This is a genomic window from Paraburkholderia aromaticivorans, assembly GCF_012689525.1.
GTDB classification, from domain to species: Bacteria; Pseudomonadota; Gammaproteobacteria; order Burkholderiales; family Burkholderiaceae; genus Paraburkholderia; species Paraburkholderia aromaticivorans_A.
Genome location: NZ_CP051516.1, coordinates 1,972,278 through 1,998,255, shown reverse-complemented (window position 1 = coordinate 1,998,255; position 25,978 = coordinate 1,972,278). Strand labels below are relative to the sequence as shown.

Annotated in this window: 24 protein-coding genes; 5 read left to right on the top strand and 19 right to left on the bottom strand. The window is 63.9% G+C overall.

The window, feature by feature from the left end:
* The first annotated feature begins 44 nt into the window (after positions 1–44).
* Complete coding sequence (locus HF916_RS37100; protein ID WP_168793740.1) at positions 45–539, top strand: hypothetical protein; 495 nt, start codon at positions 45–47, stop codon at positions 537–539.
* Positions 540–642: 103 nt separating this feature from the next.
* Here HF916_RS37100 and HF916_RS37095 read toward each other — a convergent pair whose 3' ends face one another.
* Complete coding sequence (locus tag HF916_RS37095) at positions 643–810, bottom strand: hypothetical protein (protein WP_168793739.1); 168 nt, start codon at positions 808–810, stop codon at positions 643–645.
* Positions 810–3,323: an AsmA family protein gene (locus HF916_RS37090; protein WP_168793738.1), complete on the bottom strand. Its 2,514-nt coding sequence runs from the start codon at positions 3,321–3,323 to the stop codon at positions 810–812. Before HF916_RS37090 ends, HF916_RS37095 begins: the two co-directional genes overlap by 1 nt.
* 158 nt (positions 3,324–3,481) lie before the next feature.
* Between HF916_RS37090 and HF916_RS37085 the strand changes: the two genes are divergently transcribed.
* Together HF916_RS37085 and HF916_RS37080 are read left to right on the top strand one after the other, a co-directional pair.
* Positions 3,482–4,210, top strand: a complete 729-nt coding sequence (locus HF916_RS37085; protein WP_168793737.1) for an ABC transporter ATP-binding protein — start codon at positions 3,482–3,484, stop codon at positions 4,208–4,210.
* Entirely contained in the window at positions 4,207–5,013 is an 807-nt protein-coding gene (locus tag HF916_RS37080; protein WP_168793736.1) for an ABC transporter permease, read from the top strand. The genes HF916_RS37085 and HF916_RS37080 overlap by 4 nt, the downstream gene beginning before the upstream one ends.
* Positions 5,014–5,056: 43 nt before the next feature.
* Here HF916_RS37080 and HF916_RS37075 read toward each other — a convergent pair whose 3' ends face one another.
* Both HF916_RS37075 and HF916_RS37070 read right to left on the bottom strand, forming a co-directional pair.
* Positions 5,057–5,614, bottom strand: coding sequence for a DUF6013 family protein (locus HF916_RS37075; protein ID WP_168793735.1), 558 nt, complete (start codon positions 5,612–5,614; stop codon positions 5,057–5,059).
* Positions 5,615–5,976: 362 nt separating this feature from the next.
* Positions 5,977–6,999, bottom strand: a complete 1,023-nt coding sequence (locus tag HF916_RS37070; RefSeq protein WP_168793734.1) for a zinc-binding alcohol dehydrogenase family protein — start codon at positions 6,997–6,999, stop codon at positions 5,977–5,979.
* 163 nt (positions 7,000–7,162) lie between these two features.
* On the opposite strand from HF916_RS37070, the gene HF916_RS37065 reads away from it, so the two are divergent.
* Positions 7,163–8,119, top strand: a complete 957-nt coding sequence (locus HF916_RS37065; RefSeq protein ID WP_168793733.1) for a LysR family transcriptional regulator — start codon at positions 7,163–7,165, stop codon at positions 8,117–8,119.
* 39 nt (positions 8,120–8,158) lie between these two features.
* Here the strand turns inward: HF916_RS37065 and HF916_RS37060 are convergent, their stop codons facing one another.
* The 4 genes from HF916_RS37060 to HF916_RS37045 all read right to left on the bottom strand — a co-directional run bounded on the left by HF916_RS37060 (position 8,159) and on the right by HF916_RS37045 (position 13,997).
* Positions 8,159–8,464 carry a hypothetical protein gene (locus HF916_RS37060; RefSeq protein ID WP_168793732.1) on the bottom strand — a complete coding sequence of 102 codons (306 nt, stop codon included), beginning with the start codon at positions 8,462–8,464 and terminating at the stop codon, positions 8,159–8,161.
* A gap of 40 nt (positions 8,465–8,504) precedes the next feature.
* Entirely contained in the window at positions 8,505–11,549 is a 3,045-nt protein-coding gene (gene ligD / locus HF916_RS37055; protein WP_168793731.1) for a DNA ligase D, read from the bottom strand.
* 43 nt (positions 11,550–11,592) lie between these two features.
* Positions 11,593–12,612 carry a Ku protein gene (locus tag HF916_RS37050; protein WP_168793730.1) on the bottom strand — a complete coding sequence of 340 codons (1,020 nt, stop codon included), beginning with the start codon at positions 12,610–12,612 and terminating at the stop codon, positions 11,593–11,595.
* 131 nt (positions 12,613–12,743) lie between these two features.
* Entirely contained in the window at positions 12,744–13,997 is a 1,254-nt protein-coding gene (locus HF916_RS37045) for a cytochrome P450 (RefSeq protein WP_168793729.1), read from the bottom strand.
* A 354-nt stretch (positions 13,998–14,351) separates the two neighbouring features.
* Here HF916_RS37045 and serB point away from each other — a divergent pair, with 354 nt between their 5' ends.
* A complete protein-coding gene (serB, locus tag HF916_RS37040; RefSeq protein WP_168793728.1) occupies positions 14,352–15,191 on the top strand; it encodes a phosphoserine phosphatase SerB in 840 nt (279 codons plus the stop codon).
* A 64-nt stretch (positions 15,192–15,255) separates the two neighbouring features.
* On the opposite strand, the gene HF916_RS51580 is transcribed toward serB, so the two are convergent.
* From HF916_RS51580 to HF916_RS36990, 11 genes are all read right to left on the bottom strand, one after another.
* On the bottom strand, positions 15,256–15,387 hold the full coding sequence (locus tag HF916_RS51580) for a hypothetical protein (protein ID WP_277352303.1): 132 nt from the start codon (positions 15,385–15,387) through the stop codon (positions 15,256–15,258).
* Positions 15,388–15,436: 49 nt separating this feature from the next.
* Positions 15,437–15,886 carry a hypothetical protein gene (locus HF916_RS37035; RefSeq protein ID WP_168793727.1) on the bottom strand — a complete coding sequence of 150 codons (450 nt, stop codon included), beginning with the start codon at positions 15,884–15,886 and terminating at the stop codon, positions 15,437–15,439.
* Between the two features lie 180 nt (positions 15,887–16,066).
* Positions 16,067–17,251, bottom strand: coding sequence for a cystathionine beta-lyase (locus HF916_RS37030; protein ID WP_168793726.1), 1,185 nt, complete (start codon positions 17,249–17,251; stop codon positions 16,067–16,069).
* A gap of 141 nt (positions 17,252–17,392) precedes the next feature.
* Entirely contained in the window at positions 17,393–18,043 is a 651-nt protein-coding gene (locus HF916_RS37025; protein ID WP_168793725.1) for a hypothetical protein, read from the bottom strand.
* A gap of 49 nt (positions 18,044–18,092) precedes the next feature.
* Positions 18,093–19,277: a beta-ketothiolase BktB gene (gene bktB / locus HF916_RS37020; protein ID WP_168793724.1), complete on the bottom strand. Its 1,185-nt coding sequence runs from the start codon at positions 19,275–19,277 to the stop codon at positions 18,093–18,095.
* 68 nt (positions 19,278–19,345) lie between these two features.
* Positions 19,346–20,296 carry a sugar kinase gene (locus HF916_RS37015; RefSeq protein WP_168793723.1) on the bottom strand — a complete coding sequence of 317 codons (951 nt, stop codon included), beginning with the start codon at positions 20,294–20,296 and terminating at the stop codon, positions 19,346–19,348.
* Positions 20,297–20,299: 3 nt separating this feature from the next.
* Entirely contained in the window at positions 20,300–21,685 is a 1,386-nt protein-coding gene (rimO, locus tag HF916_RS37010) for a 30S ribosomal protein S12 methylthiotransferase RimO (protein WP_168793722.1), read from the bottom strand.
* Between the two features lie 81 nt (positions 21,686–21,766).
* Positions 21,767–22,789 (bottom strand): tRNA dihydrouridine synthase, encoded by a 1,023-nt coding sequence (locus HF916_RS37005; protein ID WP_168793721.1) that lies wholly within the window; start codon positions 22,787–22,789, stop codon positions 21,767–21,769.
* A gap of 279 nt (positions 22,790–23,068) precedes the next feature.
* Positions 23,069–23,698 carry a polyhydroxyalkanoate synthesis repressor PhaR gene (gene phaR, locus HF916_RS37000; protein WP_168793720.1) on the bottom strand — a complete coding sequence of 210 codons (630 nt, stop codon included), beginning with the start codon at positions 23,696–23,698 and terminating at the stop codon, positions 23,069–23,071.
* A 131-nt stretch (positions 23,699–23,829) separates the two neighbouring features.
* A complete protein-coding gene (locus HF916_RS36995) occupies positions 23,830–24,570 on the bottom strand; it encodes a 3-ketoacyl-ACP reductase (protein ID WP_168793719.1) in 741 nt (246 codons plus the stop codon).
* Positions 24,571–24,752: 182 nt separating this feature from the next.
* Positions 24,753–25,934: an acetyl-CoA C-acetyltransferase gene (locus HF916_RS36990; protein ID WP_168793718.1), complete on the bottom strand. Its 1,182-nt coding sequence runs from the start codon at positions 25,932–25,934 to the stop codon at positions 24,753–24,755.
* Between the last annotated feature and the right edge of the window lie 44 nt (positions 25,935–25,978).

The window sequence follows — 25,978 nt, the reverse complement described above, 5'->3', positions numbered from 1 at the left end:
CTATAAAAGATCGACGTGCGGCGCGCGAAGCCGGGAGTGGTCGCATGAGGACGCTGCGTTTCTTGCAATTCTTTTTCAGGCGAATTTTTATGTCCTTCCCGAAAAAGCGTAGACGCGCGAAGGTGGACGGCGATGAGTCGTTCCTCGCGGTACTACGGCATTTCAAGCCGTTCAGTCAGCTCGACACCAAGATTGCGCGTGCTCGCGCGCAAGACGAGCCGGTCCTTTATGCGCACGTGTTGCCAGGGCTCGATGTGCTCCTGTGCAGTGTGCGTGGCGCGCAACCGCCCTATCCGGCACCCGCGGAATTACGGCGTCGCTGTATCGAATCCATTACGAATGCGCTGGAGCAACCGCTCGACGGTCTTGAGAACGGCGGCTACTGGTATGAGGCGGACGGTTTCGGCTTTCTGGTGTTTGCCAGCCGGGCTCGCGGCAAGATCCTGACGGAATTCGGCGCGACTCGCATCGGCGGCGCACGTCGCGGGGTGCGTCGTCAGGATGCTGCTGGAGACGCCGCGCCGCGCTCGCTCAGGTAGACCTTTAGCTTTACGGTAGACCTTCACACTCGCAACACCGTCCGTTCGCACAGTTCGTCAGGCGGCGTTGCGTCGTTACCTTTCCTTGATTCGACTCGTCATCTCAGGTGATCCGTCTGCGCGCGTGTGCAGCGCTCGCCTTGTCTTGTTTCGTCATGACTTCATCGATGTGGCCGCGCGCAGGCGGCACACTGATCAGCCACAAGAGAATCAAGGACAGGCCACCGCCGAAGCTCCAGCTCAGCCAGTCCGAAGGCAGGATGAAAGGCATCAGCTCCCCTTGTAAGTAGCCGCGCTGGCGGGCGACATCACCGCCGGCTTCTTTTTGTCCGTCGTAGCCGGCGACGAAGCACCGTCGGAAGATTTGTTGACCGGCGCGCCATCCAGAGAAATCGCGGACTTGGGCTGCTGCTTCACGCCCGGCGGCGGCGCTGTCGGCGCCTGACGGACTTGCTCCAGCATCTGCGTGCACGGCAACGGCTTGTTGTTGCTCGGCGCGAGCAACGGAATCAGCGCCGCAAACGGATTGATCAAGCCGAGGCCAATCGCCGCGCCACCACGCAACGCCAGCGCGGCCGCGTTCACGCCTACGTGCGGGTCCTTGAAGGTGCCTTTCACGTAAAGCGGCGAGCGCAGCGAGAAGACACGGAAACCCTTGGTATGCGGATGCACGCCGAGGTCCATCGACTCGTCACGCAGATTCACGTTGCCGTCGATGTTGATCACGGCGTCGTCCGTATCGAGCGCGAAGACGCGCGAATCGAGCACGCCGTTGGTCGCGACGAAATCGGCGGCCGCGCAGTTGATCTTCACGTCGCGCTTGCCGAACAGCTTTTCATACACGACGTTCGCTACGTTCAACCCGGCCGCTTCCATCAGGAGCGCGCTCACCGTGCCATCCGTTATCAGCGCCTTGACCTCGCCGTTCGATGTTGCCGCCAGCGCCGCCGGTGAATTGCCCGTCGCAGTCAGTGCCGCGTCGCCATTGATTTCACCGAGCGCGTTCTGCATCGTCTTGAAGTTCGGGAACAACTGCTTGAGCTTCAGATGCCGCGCCGATGTCGTAAAGCGGCCCTTGAGCGGCGACGCGCTGCCGTCCAGATGAATGTCCGAAGCAAGCGTGCCGCCGGCCACGCCGAACTTCAACGGTTCCAGTGAGAGCACGCCGTCGGTCATCACGACGTGCGTGTACAGATCCGTGATCGGCAGATTCACGTCCTTGACGATGCGCCGGCCGGTGAACTTCACGTCGGCGTCGATCGCCTTCCAGCGGTCAGTGCGGAATTCCTCGACCGGCAGCACCTTGCTGGATGGCTGCGCCGTCGCGTCGCCGCGCTTGGCCTTGCTGGCGTTCGAATCCGCACCGATCACGGGCGCCAGATCGGAGAATTGCAGCAGATGCGAAACCAGTTCACCCTGCAACAGCGGACGCGATTCACGCGCCGTGTAAGTCAGCGAGCCGTTGATGTCGCTGCCGCCGACCCGTCCTGTAAAATTTTCATACTTGAAGACGTTGCCGGTGGACTTGAACTGGCCGACCAGCCGCCCTTCGGTCGCATACGGCGGCGTGTCGGGCAAGGTCACGCCTGTCAGCGAATACAGGCGCGCCATGCTGTTGCCTTGCAGCCAGAGGCGCAGATCGACCGCGGCAAGATGCGCCGGATCGGTGATCGTGCCGACCAGGCCGACGTGCAGATCGCCCGCCTTCACATCGGCTTGCACCGGGAACGGACGGTTCGCGTCCTGCAATGCCAGCACGCCGCCGACCTTGCCGCTGCCCGACACAGGCGTCTTGTTGTAAGTCCCTTTGACAGTCCAGCCGATGGCGTATGGCGGAATCTCCTGCTTCGCGCCGGCCTGACCTTCCGCCCCGCTAGCGGCCGAAGCGCCCGAAGCGCCCGAAGTCGATGCCGACGCCACGGCCGCGCCGCTCGCGCCTGCGGCGACCGCCTCGCTGGCGCCCTTCGAGCCGCCCGCGACCAGCCCGCCCGAGGCGCCCGTCGCCGCCGTGGTACCCGACGCGGTGATGTCCGTCGACGACGCGCCGGAGGCTGCGGCGGCGTCCGCAGCGGCAGCCTCCGACGCCGCTTGAGCATTCGCCTGCGCGGTGAGCTTGCTGGCGCCCGACTTGCCGATGGTTTGCGCCGACGAACTGCGCGACGCGGCTTCCTGCTGCTTCATCGCTTCGCCGATTGGAATCGGCTGGCCGAGCGTGTCGATTGCCATCTGCAAATCGACCTTCTTCTGCTGATCGGACAGCGCGATGTTGCCCTTTGCAAAGGCGATATCGTGCAGATCGAGCTTCCATTCGGAAGGCCCGCTCGACGACGCCAGTTTGAAGGTCCAGTTATTTCGCCCGTCGAGCACGCGCTCGAGGTCGACAGAAGGATTGACGAGGTTGATCGTGGGAATCACGATATCGTGCGCGAGCAGCGGCAGCACCTTGACCTGAAAGTCGATCTCGTCGAGCGTGGCGAACTGCGGCTGCTTCGTCCAGTCCGGATTACCCACGGTGATATTGGCCGCCGAGAAACGCGGCCACGGCACCCAGCCGCGCCAGCCGGTCTCGCCGAGCGGATGCCGCCAGCCGACCTTCAGATCGCCGTTGATGGCGAACGGCCTGCCGATCGCTTGCGTGACCTTGTCGTTGATATAGGGCCTTGCCCGGTTCCAGTCGAAGGTCAGAATGAAAATAGTCAGCGCGACAATCAGAATGACGATGATCGCCAACAGCCATGCGATGATTTTTCCGATCCGCCGTCCAGTCGTGCTCGACACTGCCATTGAGAGGCTCCGCTAATTTTTTCTACGTTGAGCAACGGTCAGCACAATGCGTGCCCGATCCTCGGCCGGCCAGCACTATGCCGTTGCCGCTTTATCATGTTGCACACGCAAGTCGCAGCGAGCTTCGACCTTACGCATCCCCCATTACAAATTCACACATGACCGATGTTCCCCTAGTCCTCGCCGACGGCATCGTCCGGCGCGATGCCGTGCGCGGGCAGACGCTGCTGCAGCCGACCACCTTCGCCTTGCACGCGGGCGACCGCGTCGCGATCACCGGGCCGTCGGGCTCGGGCAAGAGTGTGTTCCTGCGCGCCCTCGCCCTGCTCGATCCGCTCGATGCGGGACGCATCATGTGGCACGGCGCGCCCGTGGAACGCGTCGCCATTCCGCGCTGCCGGCGCAACGTCGCGTATATCCGGCAGCGGCCCGCGCTGCTCGACGGCAGCGTCGAAGACAATCTGCGCTACCCGTTCGAGTTGCGCACGTACCGCGACGTGCGCTTCGATCGCGCGCGCGCAGCGAGCCTCGCCGCGCAGGCCGGCCGCGGCGACGACTTTCTCGATAAACGCGCGAGCGAGCTGTCCGGCGGCGAAGCGCAGATCGCCGCGCTGATTCGCGTGCTGCAACTCGCGCCCGAAGTCCTGTTGCTCGACGAGCCCACCGCGTCGCTCGACCCGGAGTCGTCGCATGCAATCGAAGGTCTGGTGCACGCATGGTTCGACGCCGATCCCGGACATCATGCGTCGATCTGGGTGTCCCACGATCCGGCGCAAGCCACGCGCATGAGCGCGCGGCATCTGACCATGCGCGCCGGCGTGCTCGACGAAACCGCGCGGCGCGAGATACCGCCAGCGCATCAGGATCACCAGGAGTTCGGCCAATGACACTGCAAAACCTGAGTCTGTGGGATATCGCGATTGCCGCGCTGCTGATCGTCGTGAACGGTGTCGTGTCGGTGGCGCTCAAGCTCGATCTCGAGCGCAAGCTCGCGTGGGCTGCCGTGCGCACCGTCGTGCAGTTGCTGGCGATCGGCTATGTGCTCGGCTGGGTGTTCCGTTACGACCGTTGGTACGTGGTGTTGCCGCTGATGATCGTGATGACGCTGATCGCCGGCTTCTCGGGCGCGCAACGCGGCAACCACACGTATCGCGGACAGCGCGCGGACAGTGTGCTGTCGATCTGGGTCAGTTCGTGGCTGGTGGCCGCAGTCGGGCTATTCGTCGTGATCCGCATTCACCCGTGGTACGAGCCGCAATATGCGATTCCGATTCTCGGCATGATCCTCGGCAATACGCTGACCGGCGTGTCGCTCGGCATTGAACGGATGACCGAGGAATTGACCGCGCGGCGCGACCGCGTCGACATGGCGCTCGCCCTCGGCGCGACGCGTTGGGAAGCGGCACAGGCGCCCGCGCGTCAGGCGGTGCGGGCGGGCATGATGCCGACGCTCAATCAGATGGCCGTGGTCGGCGTAGTGAGCCTGCCCGGCATGATGACCGGCCAGGTGCTGGCCGGGCAATCGCCATTGCAGGCGGTGCGTTATCAGATCGTGATCATGTTCCTGATCGCCGCGTCGTCGACGCTAGGGACCGTGGGCGCGGTGCTGCTCACGTACCGGCGGCTCTTTTCCGCCGAGCACCGGTTTCTGTCGGCGCGGCTCGTGGAGCGGACCGCGACGCGGCGCTGAGCCGCACCGAGACCCGCCGCTGTGACCCCATCACGCGCCGGACTCAACGCTTCGCGCTGATCGCGACTTCCGTGCCGTCGCTGAGCGTGAGCGTTTTCGTGCTGCCATTGACCGGCATCGTGAAGCGCAAGATCTGACTGACGCTCACGTCGTTCGGACACTTGAGCGTTTTGCCGCCGCTCGTGACGGTTTTCACGCCTTTCGGGGTCTGCGCCTGGAAGCTCAATTGCACGGTCGCCGTGCCGTCGCCGCCGACGACCGGCGCGAAACGGATCTGTGTCTGCCGGATCATCGCGCCGTTGGTGTCGGTCGGCAGCGACGCGTAGTTCGGGCACGCATCCGTCGCGGGAACAGGGCCGCCTGGCGGCACGGTCTTCCACGTGAAGTCGTCCGATTCGCCGGAGCGGATCGTGCGGGTTTCCTGCGAATTGCCGAACTGTTTCGACGTGACGCGCACTGTGTAGCGGATCGGGCCGTCGAGGGCGGACTGGGACGTGACCGTGATCGGCGTGGCCGCGCGAGCCACCGGCACGAGCATGCCGGGCGCGAGCGCGCATGCGAGAGAAGCGACAACTGAAACGGCGGAGAGTCTGAAGCTCATACTGTCACCTCGTTGTTGTGCCGCTGCGCGCCCGCTTTAGCGCTACTGCCCGCGCACCGCCTGGCTGGATGAAGCCGGACCGCGAGACACGCAACTGTTTTAGCATGATGCCCTACCAGTCTAACGCCAAGCGCCGCTGCGCGCGCTGCCTGCGAATCGGGTGTTAACCCGCTTGCGGCGAGACGTTTTCTGCGCGTGTCGCGGCTCTCGCGCACGACAGCGCACGCCGCGCCGCACTGCTGCAAATCGACGCGCCGCGGCGCCGGATTGCACAGTTTGATGCGCATCACATGAAGATGGCCGGCGCGCATTGCTGCGACGCCGGCCATCTTCGTTCGGGCTCGGTTCAGGTGAAGTGCGGCTTACGCCTCGAAACCCGTCAGCACCAGTTTGCCGATCGCGCGCCCTTCTTCGAGCAGTTGATGCGCGCGGCGCAGATTCGCGGCGTTGATCGCACCGAGGTTCTGGCCGACGGTCGTGCACAGCGTGCCCGCGTCGACGAGACGCGCTACTTCGGTCAACAGCTTGTGCTGCTCGATCATGTCCGGCGTGCCGAACATCGAGCGCGTGAACATGAACTCCCAATGAAAGGCGGCGCTCTTCGCCTTCAGCAGTTCGACCGGCACCGACTGGCTGTTTTCCACGATCGTGCAGATGCTGCCTTGCGGCTTGACGACCGCGGCGGCAGCCGGGAAGTTCTTGTCGGTGTCGTTGAACATCAGCACGTAATCGACCTGGTCGATGCCGAGTTTTTTCAGTTGCGCGGGCACGTCGCCGAAGTGATCGACGATGTGATCCGCGCCCAGTTCCGTGGCCCATTTCGCCGATTCGGGTCGCGACGCGGTCGCGATCACCTTCAGCTGCGCGAGTTGCTTCGCCAGTTGGATGCCGACCGAGCCGACCCCGCCCGCGCCGCCGAAAATCAGCACGGTGCGGCCTTCGTCCGCGCCTTGCGGCGACACGCCGAGGCGGTCGAACAACGCTTCCCAGGCGGTGATCGCGGTCAGCGGCAGCGCGGCCGCATGGGTGAAATCGAGCGACGCCGGCTTGCGCCCGACGATCCGTTCATCGACCAGATGGAACTCACTGTTGGCGCCCGGCCGTGTGATGCTGCCCGCATAGAACACCGGATCGCCGACCTTGAACAGCGTGACCTCCGGTCCGATCGCGGCCACGGTGCCGGCGGCATCCCAGCCGAGGACGCGCGGCGTCTTTTCGACTGTGTCTTTCGGTGCCCGCACCTTGGTGTCGACCGGATTGACGGAAATCGCCTCGACCTTGACCAGCAGATCACGACCGGTGGCTTCCGGTTTCGGGATCTCGACATCGATTAAGGCTTCCGCTTGATCGATCGGCAAATAGCGATAGAGACCGACGGCTTTCATACATGCTCCTGTTGGATCAAATCAGATTGAAAGGATCGCGGTTTTTGGGGCCGGCCTGTGGTGCCGGTTGCGCGTCATCGATCCCATTGGCGTCATCCTAAGGCGGTTCTTATTCTCTTAAAACCGTCATAATGACTGAAACATCTTTTGGAATTTCAGAAGAATGAACCATCCCGTTGTTTCGCCCACGCGTACGCCGCCCGGCGAGCGGGAGCGGCTCGATCTGCTCGACGTCGCCCTGTTCGTGCGCGCCGCGCTGCTGGCCAACGTATCGGCGGCTGGCCGCGAATTCGGTTTGTCGGCGGCGGTGGCGAGCTGCCGCATCGCGCAACTGGAAAAGCTGCTCGGCGCGCGTCTGCTGCACCGAACCACTCGCCGCATCAGCCTCACGCAGGACGGTGAAGTCTTCATGACGCGCGCCGAAGCCCTGCTCGACGCGGCCGCCGCCGCGCGCGCCTCGGTGGGCCGGGCGCAGGCCGAGCCGCAGGGCCGCTTGCGGGTCTCGATGCCAACGTCGTTCGGGCGGCAGCACGTGTCGCCGGTGATCAGCGAATTTCTGCGCCGGTACCCCGGTGTGAGCGTCGATTTGCGGCTCACCGATCAGTTGGTCGATCTCGTCGATGCGGGTATCGACGTGGCGATCCGCGTCGGCGTGCTGAAGGATTCGTCGCTGGTGGCGCGGCGCCTCGCGGTGAATCGACGCGTGCTGTGCGCGGCGCCCGCTTACCTTGCCGCGCGCGGTACGCCGCATCATCCTTCGGACCTCGTGGAGCACGAGTGCATGATTCTGTCGGACCAGCGCGACTGGGCCTTCGTGACGCCGGCCGGACCGCTCGCGGTGCGCGTGAGCGGACGCCTCGTCACGGACAACGGCGAAGTGATCCGCGACGCCCTGCTGGCCGGTTCCGGCATCGCGCTCAAATCGACGTGGGACGTCGCGCCATATCTGCGCAGCGGCGAACTGGTCAGCGTGCTGGACAGCTATCCGCTCGCCGAGAGCGTGGCGATCTGGGCCGTGTATCCGAGCCGTTCGTTCGTGCCGCCGAAGACGCTCGCCTTCATCGAATTCGTGGCAGCCCATTTCGGCGATCCGCCTTACTGGGACAGAGAGCCGGCTTGAGACCGATGCGCCGGCGACAGCGCTCGGATCGATGCATCGTCAGTGCTTGTTGCCGCGTGCGCCGGCGGCTCCGTTGCCGTCGGAGTTGACGTCGGTTTGCGCGTCGTTCTGCGTCTTCTGCTGATACTCGTCGCCGCCGCGGCGGTCGGTATCTTTCAGCCCGCGTTCGAGATCGCGATGCGCCTGCTTGCCAACATGGCGCGGACCGTCCTCGTGCTGCGACTCCGGATTCTGATCGGCTTCATGCGGCAGAGGCGCGGCCGCTTCCTGCATCGATTTGGGCTGCTTTTTGGCATGCGGGTCCGCCTGCTTGTCGCCGTCGGACGATTGCGGTGAGGTCTTCATGGCATGGCTCCTTGTCGTTCTGAAGCGGGTCCGTTCAAGCTTACTGCGCGTCATCCAGACGTTTTTTCATGCGTGCGGTGATGCGCTGACGCGTCTTCGCATAGTCCGCCCACGGGTCGCTTTTGAGTTCGGCGAGGCGCTCGTGGAGATTCTCGATGGTCCATTGATCGCCGGCCGTGGTGCCAGCGACCTCATCCCACGCAAGCGGCACCGAGACGCCGAGGCCCGGACGCGCCCGCGCCGAGAATGCGGCGACCGTGCTTGAGCCGCGGTTGTTGCGCAGGTAGTCGACGAAGATTTTCTGCTTGCGATTCTGCGCGCCCATCTTCGCGCTGAAGTACTTCGGCAGCGTCGCCGCCATGTGCTGCGCGACGGCTTGCGAGAAGTCCTTCACTTCGTCCCAGACGGCCTGTTTCGCGAGCGGCACGACCACATGCAAGCCCTTGCCGCCGCTCGTCTTGCAGAACGACTTGAGGCCGAGTTCCTCGAGCAGCGAACGCGTCAGTTGCGCCGCTTCGATCATGCGCTCCCAACCTAGCGCTGCGTCAGGGTCGAGGTCGAACACGACGCGGTCCGGCTTTTCGATATTCGAAGCGACGGCATTCCACGTGTGAAATTCGACGGTGCCCATTTGCGCCGCGCCGACCAGCGCTTTGACGGTATCGACGGTGATCAGCGGCGGATGGCCGGGATCGAGGCCCGGATGCTGCGCGACATTCGGAATCGACAGCTTCTGGCTGTGTTTCTGAAAAAACAGCTCGCCGCCGATGTCTTCGGGCGCACGCACCAGCGACACCGGGCGGTCTTTCAGATGCGGCAGCATCCATTCGGCGACCGATTCGTAGTACTGCACGAGATCGATCTTGCGCGCACCGCTGCTTTTGTCGATGACGCGATCAGGATGAGAGATGCGGACGCCGGCGACTTCGGCGGGCGGTGCAGCGGTGTTTGATTTTGCGGGTGCGGCTTTGGTTGCTTTTGCTTTAGGGGCCGTGGTTTTCGTTACGGCGGTTTTCGTTACGGCGGTTTTCGTTACGGCGGTTTTCGTTACGGCGGTTTTCGTTACGGCGGTTTTCGCGGCACTGACCTTCGCGCCGCCTGTCTCTGCGCCGCCGCTTTTTACGCCGCGGTCTTTCGCATCCGCTGTTTTCGCCTCGGCCTTCGATTTTGCCGCGCCAGTTTTCCCCGCGCCGGATGCCGCCACAGTACTCGCAGAAGTTTTCCGCGCCGCGCGTTTCTTCGGCGCGTCGTCGGAGATGGAATCGGTTTGCTGTTGCACGTCGGCTCCTTTGCGAGGTGTTTCCTTGACGATCTGGCTCGCCGGCTTGTCGTTGCGCAAACTCACGAACGACGCCTGACGCACGATGCCATCGCTCGTCCATTCCGCGAAATTGCATTCGGCGACGAGCACCGGTTCGACCCAATGCACCGGCGTGCGACTGCGCTCGCGCGGCGCGGCCGCAAACGGCATGCGCTGGGCCGCGTGCGCGTCGAGTTCTTTCTTGACCGAGCGCAGCAACGCCGCGTCGAAGCCGGTGCCGACGCGCCCCGCGTAATTCAATTTGCCTTTGCCGTCGTAGACGCCGAGCAGCAGCGCACCGAACGCCGCGCGACTGCCGGACGGTTCCGAATAGCCGCCGATCACGAACTCCTGGCGCCGGCGGCATTTCAACTTGATCCACGTCGACGAACGTCCCGACAGATAGCCACTGTCGCGCCGCTTGCCGATGATGCCCTCCAGCGCCATGTCGCACGCGCTCCTCAGCAGGTCTTCCGCGCTGAAGTCGAAGCTGTTCGAGAAGCGCAGCACGCTGTCGTCCACGTCTTCCATCAAGGCGCGCAGAATCGCGCGACGCTGTTCGAGCGGCACGCCGCGCAAGTCGTAGCCGTTCAGGAACGGTATATCGAACAGATAGACGATGATGTCTTGCGGACGGTTCGCATCGAAGGCGTTTTGCAGCGCCTGAAAATTCGGCACGCCGTTCTGATCCAACACCACGGCTTCGCCGTCGAGCCATGCGTTTTCGATCCCGAGTTGTTCGAACGCCTTGACCTGTTTGCTGAACTTCGCGGTCCAGTCGTTGCCGGCGCGGGTGAATACTTTGACGGCGCTCCCCTTCGCGTCCCGATCGATTCGGGCCAGCACACGATAGCCGTCGAACTTGATTTCATACGACCATTCATCGCCGGGCGGCGCGGCGTCGACGAGCGTCGCCAGTTGCGGCTTGAAGGTCGCGGGCAAGCGTGCTTTCACCGCGCCTTCGATCGAGGGCGCGGTGGCAAGTTCACGCAGCGACTGGGTGTTGCGCGTTGCTACGATGTCCGGTCGCTTGGGATCGACGCGGCTTGATGAAGCGGCTTTCGCGCCGTTCTTGCCGGCTCGTTTTGAGGCTGACGTCGTATCAGATACCGCAGCAGTGGCTGCCGCGATTTCGCGTGTGCCCTTGGTTGCCGCTGTCCTCGTCGTTTTTCCGCCTTTGCCCGCCGACGCGCTGCCGTTGAGCACGCTGCCCGGACGCTTCTTCAGAATGTCGTAGTCGCTCTCATCGCGCGCTTCGTCGTCGCGTTCCTTGATTAGCAGCCACTGCTCCTTGTCGCCGCTGCCGCGCATATGGCTGCGCACCAGCGTCCAGCCGCCTTGCAGTTTTTCGCCATGCAGCCGGAACTTGAGTTTGCCGGCCGCGTAGGATCGCGCCGCTTCCGCCGCGCCGCCAACCGGTTCCCAGGTGCCGCGATCCCACACCACCACGCTGCCCGCCCCGTAGTTGCCCGGCGGGATTTCCCCTTCGAACGAACCGTATTCGACCGGATGGTCCTCGACATGCACCGCAAGCCGTTTCACCGACGGATCGAGGCTCGGCCCTTTCGGCACCGCCCACGACAGGAGCGTGCCGTTCAGTTCCAGCCGGAAGTCGTAGTGCAAGCGCCGTGCGTCGTGCTCCTGAATTACGTATGAGAGCGCCTCGTCGGCTGCCTGCTTTGTCGTTTTCCGGCCGCCTGGCTTGCGCTTCGCGCGCATGCCCGACGGTTCCGGCGTGTCGTCGAAGCGGCGCTTGCGGTTGTAGAGATCGAGTCTGTCGTTCATGGCGAGGAAGTCGTCGTGAGTGCCTCAGGCGCGATGCCGACGATCAGGCCGCCGCGCGACGTTTGCGTGCCGCCGGCGCCGAGGAAGTCTTGGCACTCGCCCGGCCGCTGGTGCTGGTGCCGCTGCCGCGACTGCGTGTCGTTGTCCCCGCTGAGCGAGCCGTGCGCGGTTTCTTGCGGGCCGGCGTTTCGGCCTCGGCATCCGCGCCGTCCTTATCGCCAGCGTCGTCCGCGGCGCGCTTGCGGCCGCCCGCCGCCGGCTTGCTCTTGCCGCGTCCAAGGCTGCGCTTGAGCAGATCGGACAGATCGAGGATGTCGGCGGATTGACGCGACTCGTGCGGCGCTTCGACTTCGGTGATTTCCTCGGTCTTGCCCGCGCGAATCTTGCGATCGACCAGCGCCATGATGTCGTCGCGGAAGGTGTCGTGATACTGCGACGGATCCCACTTGTCGCTCATGTCGTCGATCAGCTTCTTCGCCATGTCGAGTTCGCGCGCGGACACGCCCGCGGCCTTCACGCCGTCGGCCGGCAGCTTGAATTCGTCGAAGTCGCGCACCTCCGCGGCCCAGCGCAGCGTGTTCAAGGCCAGCACGGGACCCACCGGAATCAGCGCCGCCAGATGCTGCTTGTTGTGCAGCACCACGCTCGCCACGCCGATCTTACCGGACGCCTTCATGGCTTCGCGCAACAGCGCGTAGACCTTTTCGCCTTTGCGGTCGGGCGTGAGGAAATAAGGCGTGTCGAGATAGAGGAACGAGATATCCGGGGCGTCGACGAACGCCAGAATATCGACCGTTTGCGTCGACTCGGGGTTCGCCGAGCGGATCTCGTCGTCGGAGAGCACGACGTATTTGTCCTTCTCGTACTCGAAGCCGCGCACGATGTTATCGCGCGTGACGTCCTTGCCGCTGCGCTTGTTGATCTGCTTGTAGCCGATCGGATCGATCGTGCGCTTATCCAGCAGATTGAAGCCGACTTTCTCGGACTGCGTCGCCGGATATAACTGCACCGGCACGTGGACGAGGCCGAAGCTGATTGCACCTTTCCAGATCATGTGTGGCATCGTGCGCCCCCTAGGCCTAAGACCTGACATGAAGCAGCAAGCGTGCCACGGCTTTCCGGGCAGAGCCGGCACGCGTCGCCGTCCGGCGGCCTCAGGCACAGGCTGTAAGTCTTGCGTCAGGACGGCAAAAGCTACGCCTTGCGGCTGGCGGCCGGTTCGAGTTCTAGCGGCACTTCGGCGAAGCCGCGAAAGCGGACGCGTCCGCCGCGCGTCGGCTCGCCGTCGAGGCGATAGGCCGGAAAGCGCTGCACGAAGCGGCCGATCGCGATGCGCGCTTCAAGCCGCGCGAGCGACAAGCCGGCGCACTGATGGATGCCGAAGCCGAACGCAAGATGCCGGTTCGGATCGCGGCGAATGTCGAAGCGGTCCGGATCCGCGAACTGTTCCGGGTCGCGATTGGCCGCGCCGATGCACAGCGTGACCGGCGTGCCGCGCGCAACCGCGACGCCGCCGATCTCCGTGTCGACAGTCGCCATGCGGTTGCCGAGCTGATTCGAACTCTCGAAACGCAGACATTCTTCCACCGCCGATTCGATCAGCGACGGCTCGTGCAGCAGCGCCGCGCGTTGCTCGGGCCATTGCGTCAGCGTGACGAGGCCGTTGCCGATCAGATTGGTGGTTGTCTCATGGCCGGCGTTCAGAATGAAAATGCAGTTTTGCAGCAACTCTGCTTCCGACAACTGCTCGCCGCCCTCCTCGCCCTGAATCAGACGCGTCAGCACGTCATGCTGCGGGTCGCCCGGCTCGCGCCGGCGTCGCGCGACCAGATCGCGCAGATAGCCGACGAATTCGTTCACCGCGCGATTGCCCCGTTCGAACTGCGCCTCGGTCAGCGACGGCTCAAGCGCGCCGAGAATCGCGAGCGACCAGTCACGCAACGGCTCGCGCTCCGCGTGCGGCACATCCAGCAAATTGCCGATGATCTCGACCGGAATCGCCGACGCGAATTCGCCGATCAGATCGATCCGACCGCGTTCAGCGGCGGCATCGAGCAAGCCGTCGACGAGGCGTACCAGCCCCGGCTCCATCGCTGCGATGGCGCGCGCCGTCAGCGCCCCGGCGATCAGCTTGCGCACGCGCGTGTGGCGCGGCGGGTCGTTGAAGACCAGACTCGTGGTGTGATGCGCGTAAAGCGGCGAGTCGCCGTACTTCGGCTTGAATTCGACCGTCTTGTCGGAGCTGAAGGTTTTCGCGTCGCGATACACCGCCTGCACGTCGCGAAACCGTGTCAGAAACAGCGAGCCGTCCGGCATGCGCTTGACCGGCTCGTGAGCGCGCAGTGCGTGATAGACCGGATAGGGATCGGCATGGAAAGCGGGATTGAGGTGGCGCAGATCAAAGTCGCGCGCAAGAGTGGATGCGTCGCTGGCGGTCGCCGGGGGCATGCGTTGTCTCCGTAGTAGTGCGCCTCGTCATGGATACCGGTGCGTTCGCATGCCGGACGTTGCACGCCGCGAAGAGGCGGATGCGACGGTCGGTGCGCGCAGCGGCTGCGGGCCGTCGTTCGTTCGATGCTGCGCCAGTATGAACCGCGCGCCGCAGGATTGCACGGCGCAATGCAATAGGAGGTGCGATGCAGCGGAGCAGCACAGCGTTCGCTGCGGATCGCGAGAGGTGCGACGCTGTACAGTTCTCCTAGCAGATCGCAAGCGGCAACGCCAACCGGCGAACCGTTACAATAGCGGGATTTTCCGCGCGCGCCGCGCGCCGTCCTTTTCCGCGTTACTGCGTCGTCGTCCATGAACCTCGTCATTCAAAGCCCCGCGCCCCTTTCCGCCGACCATCACAAAGCGCTCGTCGCGCTCGCGCGCGGTTCGCACGCCAGCGTCGTCGACGCGAACGCGATTCGCATTGCCGACGCGAACGTCGCCCAGCGCGCCGACCTCGACGTCTATTGCGGCACCCATCAACTGGACTACGCGTTTGTCGAAGCCGGCCGCCAGTTGCGCGACTTCGGGCTGGTCGCGATGGACATGGACTCGACGCTGATCACGATCGAGTGCATCGATGAGATTGCGGACTTCTGCGGGCTGAAAGCGGAAGTGGCCGCGATCACCGAGGCCTCGATGCGCGGCGAGATCAAGGACTTCAACGAAAGCCTGACGCGCCGCGTGGCGCTGCTCGAAGGCCTCGACGCAAGCGCGCTGGAACGTGTGTACGAAGAGCGGCTGCAACTCTCGCCGGGCGCCGAGCGGATGCTGGCTGGCGCGAAGGCGGCTGGGTTGAAAACGCTGCTCGTGTCGGGCGGATTCAACTTCTTCACCGAGAAACTGAAGGCACGACTTGGTCTCGATTTCACTCGCGCTAACACGCTTGAAATCGTGGACGGAAAGCTGACCGGCAAGGTCATCGGCGAGATCGTCAATGCCGATGTCAAAGCACGCACGCTACGCGAAACATGCGCGCATTTGGGCATTGAACCGAGCCGCGCAATTGCGATGGGCGATGGCTCCAACGATCTGAAGATGATGGCCGAAGCCGGGCTCTCCGTTGCGTTCCGTGCAAAGCCGGTGGTGCGCGAAGCGGCCAGCGTGGCGTTCAACCATGTCGGGCTGGATGGGTTGCTGCGGCTGTTCTGAAGCGCCTGTTCTGATGCGCTTGATACGCTGGCCGAAGCGATGGCGGTCAGCGCTGGCAGCGGCTCTATTTTTTCAGAATGTCCGTTGTGAGTACCACCATCATGCTAATCGCATCAAGGCTTGCGACAATCACGGTCCACATCAAAAAACGCGGGTAGATTCTTTCTGAGACTAGCCACAACGAGAATTTTTTCATGATTGCCTCCTTGAGAGGATCAGTATAAATGCTGCGCTATCTAAAAAATCTAAATCAGCTGTACATGTAGGGATGCTAATAAAGCTGCAGCAATGACCGTGAAGAAAATCGAGATGACTATCTCTGTGGGCGAAAAGCTTCCATCAGCAAATAAGCTGTTTCGCTGCAGCGCTCCCGCCCTTGCCCGCCCGGAATGTGGATTGACCAGCCCCGACATCACGAGGCTGGAACAGGTAAATGCCAACACACACAGTCCAACCAACCAGCACGCCAGAACCGACGCCTCGCCACGGCCGCGCTCAAGCGCCGTGACCGCCTCATAAACCGCCGACGCGAATAGCCCGATCGCACACCAGAACAGTTGGCCATCTTTCACCGAGCCGGCGATCAACGCCTTTGCGACGCGCCAACCGTGCGCGGGTGCGACAAGCGCTAGCGTAAAGATCGGGCCGATGATCGGCACGCCGAGATTCAGCAACATCCAGAAGAAAAGATTCATTGAAGCTCACCATGGTGCGGCAACCGTTAGTCGGGATGCACACCATCGTAGCGTCGAGATTTCACGCTGAACATTCGGCCGAGTGGTTAGGCATACTGGCTATCTTGACAAGAAAAAAAGCCCACCGGGAACATGTCCCGATGGGCCTGCTTGTCCTTCGGAAAAACGTCGATCGGACGTTTAACCCAGCGCCGCCAGAGACTGCTCCATATCCGCGCGCAAGTCCGCCTCGGCTTCGAGGCCGATATAGAACCGCACCAACGTCCCGCCGTGCGGCCACTGCCCTGCCGTGCGCATCGACGCGACGTTGTACGGCATCACGAGACTGTGCGCACCGCCCCAGCTCCAGCCGAGCGAGAACAGTTCGAGCGACTCGCAGAACGTGTCGATTTGCGCCGCGCTGTAGCGACCGTCGAACACGACGGAAAAGAGCCCGCCCGCCCCCGTGAAGTCGCGCTCGTAAAACTCGTGCCCCGGACAGTCGGAGAGCGCCGGGTGCAACACCGCGGCAATTTCAGGCCGCGTCTTCAGCCATTTGGCCAGGCCGAGCGCCGCGCGGTCATGCTGCTCGAAACGCAGTTGCATGGTCGGCAGGCTGCGCAGAATCAGCGAGCAGTCGTCCGACGAGACGCCGATGCCCATGCGCATGCGCGCCGCCTTCAGCTTCAGATGCAGTTCGCGATCGACGGTAATCGTCGCGCCCATCAGCACGTCGCCGCCGCCCGATTGATACTTGGTGAGCGCCTGCACCGAGATATCGACGCCGTGATCGAACGGCCGGAAACCGAGCCCCGCCGACCACGTATTGTCGATCGCCGTGACGACGTTGCGCGCGCGCGCCACTGCGGTGATGGCGGGCACGTCGGCCACTTCCATCGTCACCGAGCCGGGCGCCTCGAGCCAGATCAGGCGCGTATTCGGCTGGATCAGATCGGCGATGCCTGCGCCGATCATCGGATCGTAGTAGCGCACGGTGATGCCGAAATCGCGCGCCAGCCAGTCGCCGTGATCGCGGTTCGGCGAGTAGACGTTATCGGGAATCAGCACGTCGTCGCCGGCTTTGACGAGGCCGAAATACACGTTCGAAATCGACGACAGCCCCGACGGCTGCAGCAACGCGTGATTGCCGCCCTCAATGGTGGCAAGCCGCTGCGCCAGCGCGAGCGAAGTCGGCGTGGCATGCAGGCCGTAGCGCCATTGCGCGTCGTTTTTCCAGTCGAGCGCGCGCATGGTGGCGAGATCGGGGAACACGACCGTCGACGCCCGCGTGACCGGCATCGAGAACGATTCGAAGCCCGGCGTGAGCTGGTCGTCGGCACGCACGATACGGGTTTGCAGACCGCGTTGGAGTTTGGATTGGGTCATGGGTGAGTTTCGGTGAGAAGCAGACGGAAACGGAGGGCGCGTGGTGTCAGGGCGCGCGCCGCACACGCAAGAGTAGACGAGCCGGCGGGATTTCGCTCGCGAGACAGCGCGCGAGCTGTTGGGCGCCGCGCGGCTGCGGGTTCACTCGCCGGTTTGCAGGTTGCTGACGCCGCCCACGGCGCGGCCGCCGGTAGCGGCGGCGCTCGAAGCCGGCGCAGTAACGGCGCCCGCAGAAGGCTGCGCCGTAGGCTTGTTCGCCGCGGTCGCGGTCGCCGGCGCGCCGGGAGGCGGCACCGCCTGCCCTGCCGCCAACGGCTTCAGATCGAAGGGCTGCGGGTCGGAATCGTCGACGTTCATCCGGTCGCCCGCCACCGAGCCGTCCGCCGCGAACTTGCCGACCCAGTTGCCGGTGATATGGGTGCCGTCGTTCGATTCCTCGACTTCGAGCGTATTGCCGTCGCGGTCGCCCGCGATCAGGATCACCGCGCCGGTATCCGTGAACTGATACTCGCCGTGCACGCCGGATGGATCGTCGCTTTTCGGGCCGAGCTTCAGCACGATCTGGCGCGAGCCCAGCATGCCGGCGTAGCGCGGGAACTTCGCGAATTCGGGGCTCGGCTTGAGCGGCAACTGGATCGGCGGGGGCGCCGCCAACTCCTTCACCGCGTCGCTTTCCGCCCATGCCTGCGCGGGCAGCATCGTCGCTGCGCCGGCACACAGCAAAACGGCAGCGCTCGCCACTAACCAACCACGCCGGCGCACCGCACCCCTAATCGCGTTCAATTCCCGCATCCCTTCCTTCCTCATTGCTCGATACCGCTTACTGCCGACATGCCGCGCTTCAGATCCGTTCGAAGATCGCCGCGATGCCTTGTCCGCCGCCGATACACATCGTGACCAGCGCATAACGCCCGCCGATCCGCTGCAGTTCGTACAGCGCCTTGACGGTGATGAGCGCGCCGGTCGCGCCGATCGGGTGACCGAGCGAAATGCCCGAGCCGTTCGGATTGACCTTGGCCGGATCGAAGCCCAGTTCCTTGCTGACTGCGCAGGCCTGAGCGGCGAACGCTTCGTTGGCCTCGATCACGTCGAGGTCGGCGACCGTCAGCCCGGCGCGTTCGAGCGCCTTGCGCGTAGCCGGCACCGGGCCGATGCCCATGTACGCCGGATCGACGCCGGCATGCGCGTATGACACCAGCCGCGCCAGCGGCTTGATGCCGCGCTGTTCGGCGACGCTGCGCTCCATCAGCACGACGGCCGCGGCGGCGTCGTTGATGCCCGACGCATTGCCCGCCGTCACCGTACCGTTTTCTTTCGCGAACACCGGCTTCAGCTTGGAGAAGTCTTCCGCCGATGCGTTCATGCGCGCGTGTTCGTCCGTGTCGAACACGACGTCGCCTTTCTTCGACGGGATCGTGATCGGCAGGATCTGTTCCTTGAAGTACCCGCTCGTGATCGCATTGGCCGCGCGGCGATGCGATTCGAGGGCGAGCGCGTCCTGCACTTCACGCGAAATGTCGTATTTGCGCGCGACGTTCTCGGCGGTCACGCCCATATGGATCGACTGGAATGGGTCGTTCAGCGCGCCGACCATCATGTCGACGAGGCGCGCGTCGCCCATGCGCTGACCGAAGCGCGCGGCGGGCATGGTGTAAGGGGCGCGGCTCATGTTTTCCGCGCCGCCGCCGATCGCGATGTCGGCGTCGCCGAGCAGCACGCTTTGCGCGGCTGAAATGATGGCCTGCAGGCCGGAGCCGCACAGCCGGTTCACGGTCAACGCCGGCGCATGTTGCGCGACGCCACCGTTGATCGCGGCCACGCGCGCCAGGTACATGTCTTTCGGTTCGGTATGCACGACGTTGCCGAACACCACGTGGCCGACTTCATCGCCCGACACGTTGGCACGTGCCAGCACTTCACGCACCACGCGTGCGCCGAGATCGGTTGGCGAAAAATCTTTCAGACTGCCACCGAAACCGCCGATTGCCGTACGCACACCGCTTACCACCACTACGTCCCGTTCCATCGCTCGCTCCTCTCTTAGTTTCTCAAGATGATCTTGCCTCGGCGGGCCGCGCTCTGTAGCGCGCGTGTTCAGCCCGCCAGAAGTTGTTCGACCGTCGCGCGCGAAGGAATCGGCGCTACTGCGCCGTAACCTTGCGTGGACAGCGCAGCGGCGACGTTCGCATAACGCGCCGCCGCAAATGGATCGTCACCCGCGACGATGCGCGCGATGAACGCGCCGCCGAAGCAGTCGCCCGCACCGGTTGCATCGACGGCATTGACGACGTGGCCCGGCACGACGCGCCGTTCGTTTGGCGTCGCGATATACGAGCCCTCTTTGCCGAGCTTCAGTGCGACCACGCTCGGACCGTGCGACAGCAGGAAATCGACGATCTCGTCACGACCGGTCAGGCCCGTGAGGTCGGTGACGTCGTCCCAGCTCGGCAGGCAGATATCCGTCTGGCGGATGGCTTCGAGCATCACTGCGCGCGCCCGCGCGAGCGGCCACAGCTTCAAACGAAGATTGGTGTCGAAGCTCACGCGACCGCCGTTGGCGCGCGCATGCGCGATCGCTTCGAGCGCCGCGTCGCAGGCGCTCAGGCTGATCGCGAGACTGATGCCGGACAGATGAACGACCTTGGCCGCGGCGATCGCTTCGAGCGGCAAATCGCGCGGCGCGTAGCGGCTCGCGGCCGAACCGGCGCGCAGATAGTCGAACGCGTGGCCATTCGGACCGTGCGACACGAAGTACACACCCGTGGACGCCTGCGGATCGACGCGCACCAGCGACGTGTCCACCTGCTCGCACTTCCACAGATCGACCAGCAGGCGCCCGAAATGATCCGCGCCGACTGCCGATACGAAACCGGTCGACGCGCCTTGCCGTGCGGCCGCGATACAAAAGTTCGACGTATCGCCGCCGAAGCCTTGCAGATAGTTCGGCTGGTCTTTGGCTGACTGGTTGAATTCGATCATCGCCTCGCCGAGCGCGAGGATCTCGGGGAGCCCGGCTTGCGGCGCTGCAGTCGTGCTCGCCGTCATCGATTAAACCTCGCCCCACAGGTCGTGACCGTCGGCGCCGGTGATCTTCACCGACACGAAATCGCCGACCTTGTAGCGCTTGGACGCCTTAACGGCCGGCGCGATATACACGACGCCGTCGATCTCCGGCGCGTCAGCCGCGGTGCGGCCGATGCCGCCGTCGGCATTGATCTCGTCGACCAGCACCTTCAGCGTCTTGCCGACCTTCTTCGCGATACGCTTCGCCGACACTTCTTCGGCGACTTCCATGAAACGCGCGCGACGCTCTTCGCGCACTTCGTCGGGCAATGCGCCGTCGAGTTCGTTTGCCGTCGCGCCTTCGACCGGCGAATAGGCGAAGCAGCCGACCCGATCCAATTCCGCCTCGCGGATGAAATCGAGCAGCGTCTGGAACTGCTCTTCAGTCTCGCCGGGGAAGCCGGCGATGAACGTGCTGCGGATGGTCAGATCCGGGCACATCTCGCGCCATTTCTTCACGCGTTCCATCACCTTCTCGGCATTGGCCGGGCGCTTCATGCGCTTCAACACTTCCGGATGCGCGTGCTGGAACGGCACGTCGAGATACGGCAGCACGTGGCCTTTGTATGGACCCTCGGCCATCATCGGAATCACGTCGTCGACGCTCGGATACGGATACACGTAGTGCAGACGCACCCACGCGCCGTATTGCGCGGCGAGTTCGCCGAGCGCGCCGACCAGATCGGTCATGCGCGTCTTGATCGGCTTGCCGTTCCAGAAACCCGTGCGGTATTTGACGTCGACGCCATAGGCGCTCGTGTCCTGCGAAATCACCAGCAGTTCCTTCACGCCCGACTTGAAAAGATTTTCCGCTTCGAGCATCACGTCGGCGACGGGGCGCGACACGAGGTCGCCGCGCATGGACGGGATGATGCAAAACGTGCAGCGGTGATTACAGCCTTCGGAAATCTTCAGGTACGCGTAATGGCGCGGCGTGAGCTTCACGCCGGCGGCCGGCACCAGGTCGATGAACGGATCGTGCGGCTTCGGCAGATGGGCGTGCACGTGCTGCATCACTTCGCCGAGCGCGTGCGGGCCGGTCACGGCCAGCACCTTCGGATGCACTTCTTCGATCAGCCCCGAGCCGCTCGCGCTCTTCTTGGCGCCGAGACAGCCGGTCACGATCACCTTGCCATTTTCGTTGAGCGCTTCGCCGATCGCGTCGAGACTTTCCTGCACTGCTTCGTCGATGAAGCCGCAGGTATTGACGACCACGAGGTCCGCGCCGTCGTACGTGCCGGAAATCTCGTAACCTTCGGCGCGCAGTTGGGTGATGATCTGCTCGGAATCGACCAGAGCTTTAGGGCAGCCGAGGCTTACGAATCCTACCTTTGGCGCGGCAGTCGGGGCAATCGTGGGTGTGGCAGACATGGGGGACCGCTTGAAGACGTTAAACCTTGAATTGTAGCGGTTCGCCACGGCTGCCGCTCGTAAGTCTTTGAATATTCGCCCTCAAACGACCGCGAGGTCCGCTGGATCGCGCTGGCCGAGGCGTCTGGATTGATGTGTCGCCATTAATTGGCCGACGCCCAAGGCACGCTCGATCACTTCCAGAATTTCGTGCGAATCCTGCACCCGGCGGATCGCCGCATGCAACTCGGCTGCCTGCGGCCAGGTCCGCTGCAGATAGCTGAGCCACTTTTTGACGCGCCCGTGCTCGTGCCGGGAGGCGACACGGGCCTGCAATTTCCGCAGATAACCGGCGATGTGACCCAGCACGTCCTGCCAGTCCCCGTCGGATGGGAAGCGGTCCATCAGTCCGCGGATCCTCAGCGCCAGGAAAGGGTCCGAGACGGCGCCGCGCCCGATCATCACATCGGCACAACCGCTGACCGCGCGGCAGCGCTCCCAGTCGGCCACCGTCCAGACTTCTCCGTTCGCGATGACCGGCACATCCACGGCGGCGTCGATACGCGCGATCCACTCCCAGTGGGCGGGCGGCCGGTAGCCGTGATCTCGCGTTCTGGCATGCACGACGAGCGAGGCCGCGCCGCCTTCCGCTAGCGCCGTGGCGCAATCGATCGCCAGCGAGGTGTCGGACACGCCGAGGCGCATTTTTGCCGTCACGGCGATGCCGGCCGGCACCGCGGCGCGTACGGCCGACACGATCCGGTTTAACTGTTTAGGGTCGGCCAGCAGCATGGCTCCGCCGCCGTGCTGATTCACGACCTTGGCGGGACATCCGAAGTTCAGATCGACTCCATGCGGCGATAAGGTGGCCGCGTGAGCTGCGTTCAGAGCCATCCATTCGGGATCGCTGCCGAGCAGTTGGATGACCATCGGCGTGCCGTTGGGCGTGTGGCCTCCTTCGAACACCTCGGGGGCTTCCCGCTCATAGACGCGGCTGGGAAGCAGCGAGCCCGTCACGCGGACGAACTCGGACACGCATCCGTCAAATCCGCCGATGCCGGTCAGCACGTCGCGCAAGACGTAGTCCGCGAGACCTTCCATTGGGGCGAGATAGAGGCGGCTCATGCGGAAATGGGCGCCGAGCGGTGGCGCGTTTCCTGAGGATAAGTGGGGCATCCGTAAAACATGAGATCGACGGTCGGAATGGGGATGAAGTTGGCGGCCAGAGCGCCCTCTCCGAGGAAATGCCCCACACACGCAGCCCGCGATTGTACCGCGCCGGCAGCGGATCGGTCGCAGCCAGCCGTTCAGTCCTGGCAAAGGCCGCGCTTGCGACGCGTCAAAACTCCGGGGCGCTTCCCGACGACGCCCCAACGTCGGAAAACCCCGCTCGCTTGATCACCCCTACTTCTTCTCCGGCTCCGGATTAACTTCCGGGTTGCCTTGCGGATTGGCCGGCGCAGTCCCAGGATTGCCAGCATTGACCGCGCCACCCGGCGTAAACGGGAACGTGGCGAACATCGACTTCGCCTGGTTCTGCATCTGCTCCTGCATCTGCACGAACATGTTCTTCGACTGCTCGATATAGCTGGTCATCATGCCCTGCATCATCGGCGCCTGCATGTTCATGAACTGCGACCAGACTTCGGGGTTCATTGCCTTGCCTTCGTACAGATTCTTCGACTGGTCGGCGAGCTTTGCCTGAATGTCGATGAAGGCCTGAATATTTTTTTCCAGGTACGTGCCCATCATGCCTTGCATCGCATGACCGTAGAACCGGATGATCTGCGACAACATCGACGACGAGAACATCGGCAAGCCGCCGCTCTCCTCGTCGAGAATGATCTGCAACAGGATGGCGCGCGTCAGATCCTCGTTGCTCTTGGCATCGATGACCTTGAAATCCTCCTGATCCAACACGAGCTGTTTGACGTCCGTCAGCGTGATGTACGTGCTTGTCTCGGTATCGTAGAGCCGACGATTCGGATATTTCTTGATCAGTCGTTCGGCTGTTTTCTTTGTAGTAGTGGTCATTTAACGCCTTTGAGCGCAAGTTGCGCGCGGAAACGGCGTCAGCGGCTGCGCAATCGGGCCATTGCGCAGTCGAGACGCCGCCGAACCATCTGAGCCGAAGCACGCTGCCTTGTGAGCGGCGCGCCGGTGACTCAGCCCATATGCAAACCGCCGTTCAGCGAAAAATCAGCGCCCGTGGAGAAACCCGATTCATCCGATGCCAGCCATGCCACGATCGAGCCGATTTCCTGCGGCTGGCCGAGACGGCGCACCGGAATCGTCGCGACGATCTTTTCCAGCACGTCAGGGCGGATCGACTTGACCATATCAGTGCCGATGTAGCCCGGCGACACGGTGTTGACCGTCACGCCCTTGGTGGCCACTTCCTGCGCCAGCGACATCGTGAAGCCGTGAATGCCGGCCTTCGCGGTCGAGTAGTTGGTCTGGCCGAACTGGCCCTTCTGGCCGTTCACCGACGAAATGTTGATGATGCGGCCAAAGCCACGCTCGACCATGCCGTCGATCACCTGTTTGGTGACGTTGAAGAGGCTGGTCAGGTTGGTTTCGATCACCGCCGTCCAGTCCTCATGCGTCATCTTGCGGAACACGACGTCGCGCGTAATGCCGGCGTTGTTCACCAGAATGTCGATCTCGCCGACTTCGGCCTTAACCTTGTCGAACGCGGTCTTGGTCGACTCCCAATCACCGACGTTGCCTTCGGACGCGACGAAATCGAAGCCCAGGGCCTTCTGCTCCTCGAGCCACTTCACGCGGCGCGGCGAGTTCGGGCCGCAGCCCGCCACGACCCTGTAGCCATCTTTCTGCAGCCGCTGGCAAATGCTCGTGCCGATGCCACCCATCCCGCCCGTTACGTACGCAATTCGCTGTGTCATAAACTACACTCCGTTATCGTTTTCGAGGCGCCGACCGGCTGCCTCTTCCCTCGCCTGTGCTTCATCTCCGCTGCCGCCGGGCGACCGGCTGACGAGGCCTCCGCTGACCGCACGCCACAGCGCGCGGCAACGTTCCGTTCGACACTTAGCCGACGCCCGCGGCGCCGGCCACGCGCCCTTGCTCAGGCGCGCTCGAGCGCCAGCGCCACACCCATGCCGCCGCCGATACACAGCGACGCCAGACCCTTCTTCGCATCGCGCTTCTGCATTTCGTACAGCAGCGTGACGAGAATCCGGCAACCGGACGCGCCGATCGGATGGCCGATCGCGATCGCGCCGCCGTTCACGTTGATCTTCGACGTGTCCCAGCCCATTTGCTGATTCACGGCGCACGCCTGCGCGGCAAACGCTTCGTTGATTTCCATCAGGTCCAGATCGGCCGGCGTCCAGCCCGCGCGTTCGAGACAGCGGCGCGAGGCCGGCACCGGGCCCATGCCCATCACCTTCGGATCCAGACCTGAGGTGGCGTAAGCCTTGATGCGCGCGAGCGGCTTGAGGCCGAGCGCTTCGGCCTTCTTCGCCGACATCACCAGCACCGCCGCCGCACCGTCGTTCAGACCGGACGCATTGGCCGCCGTCACCGAGCCTTCCTTCGAGAACGCCGGCTTCAGGCCCGCTAGCGCTTCAGCCGTCACGCCATGGCGCACGAACTCGTCCGTGGCGAAACGCAGCGGCTCGCCCTTGCGTTGCGGAATTTCGACCGGCACGATTTCGTCGTCGAAACGGCCGGCTTTTTGCGCGGCTTCCGCCTTGTTCTGCGACAGCGCCGCGAACGCGTCCTGCTGCTCGCGCGTGATGCCGTATTCCTTGGCGACGTTTTCCGCCGTCACGCCCATGTGGTACTGGTTGTAGACGTCCCATAGGCCGTCGACGATCATCGAGTCGATCAGCTTCGCGTCGCCCATGCGGAAACCGTCGCGCGAGCCCGGCAGCACGTGCGGCGCCGCGCTCATGTTCTCCTGACCGCCGGCCACCACGATATCCGCGTCACCCGCGATGATGGCGTTCGCTGCGAGCATCACGGCCTTCAGACCCGAGCCGCACACTACGTTGATCGTCATGCCGGGCACAGCCGTAGGCAAGCCGGCCTTGATCACCGACTGGCGCGCCGGATTCTGGCCCGACCCTGCCGTCAGCACCTGACCAAGGATCACTTCGCTGACCTGCTCCGGTTTCAGACCGGCCCGCTCGAGGACGGCGCGAATCACCGTGGCGCCGAGTTCGGGCGCGGCGATCTTCGCCAGCGACCCACCGAATTTGCCCACTGCCGTACGGGCGGCCGATACGATCACAACATCAGTCATTTCCATATCCTCCGGGCGGTCGGCCACATGCACCGCTGCCCGTC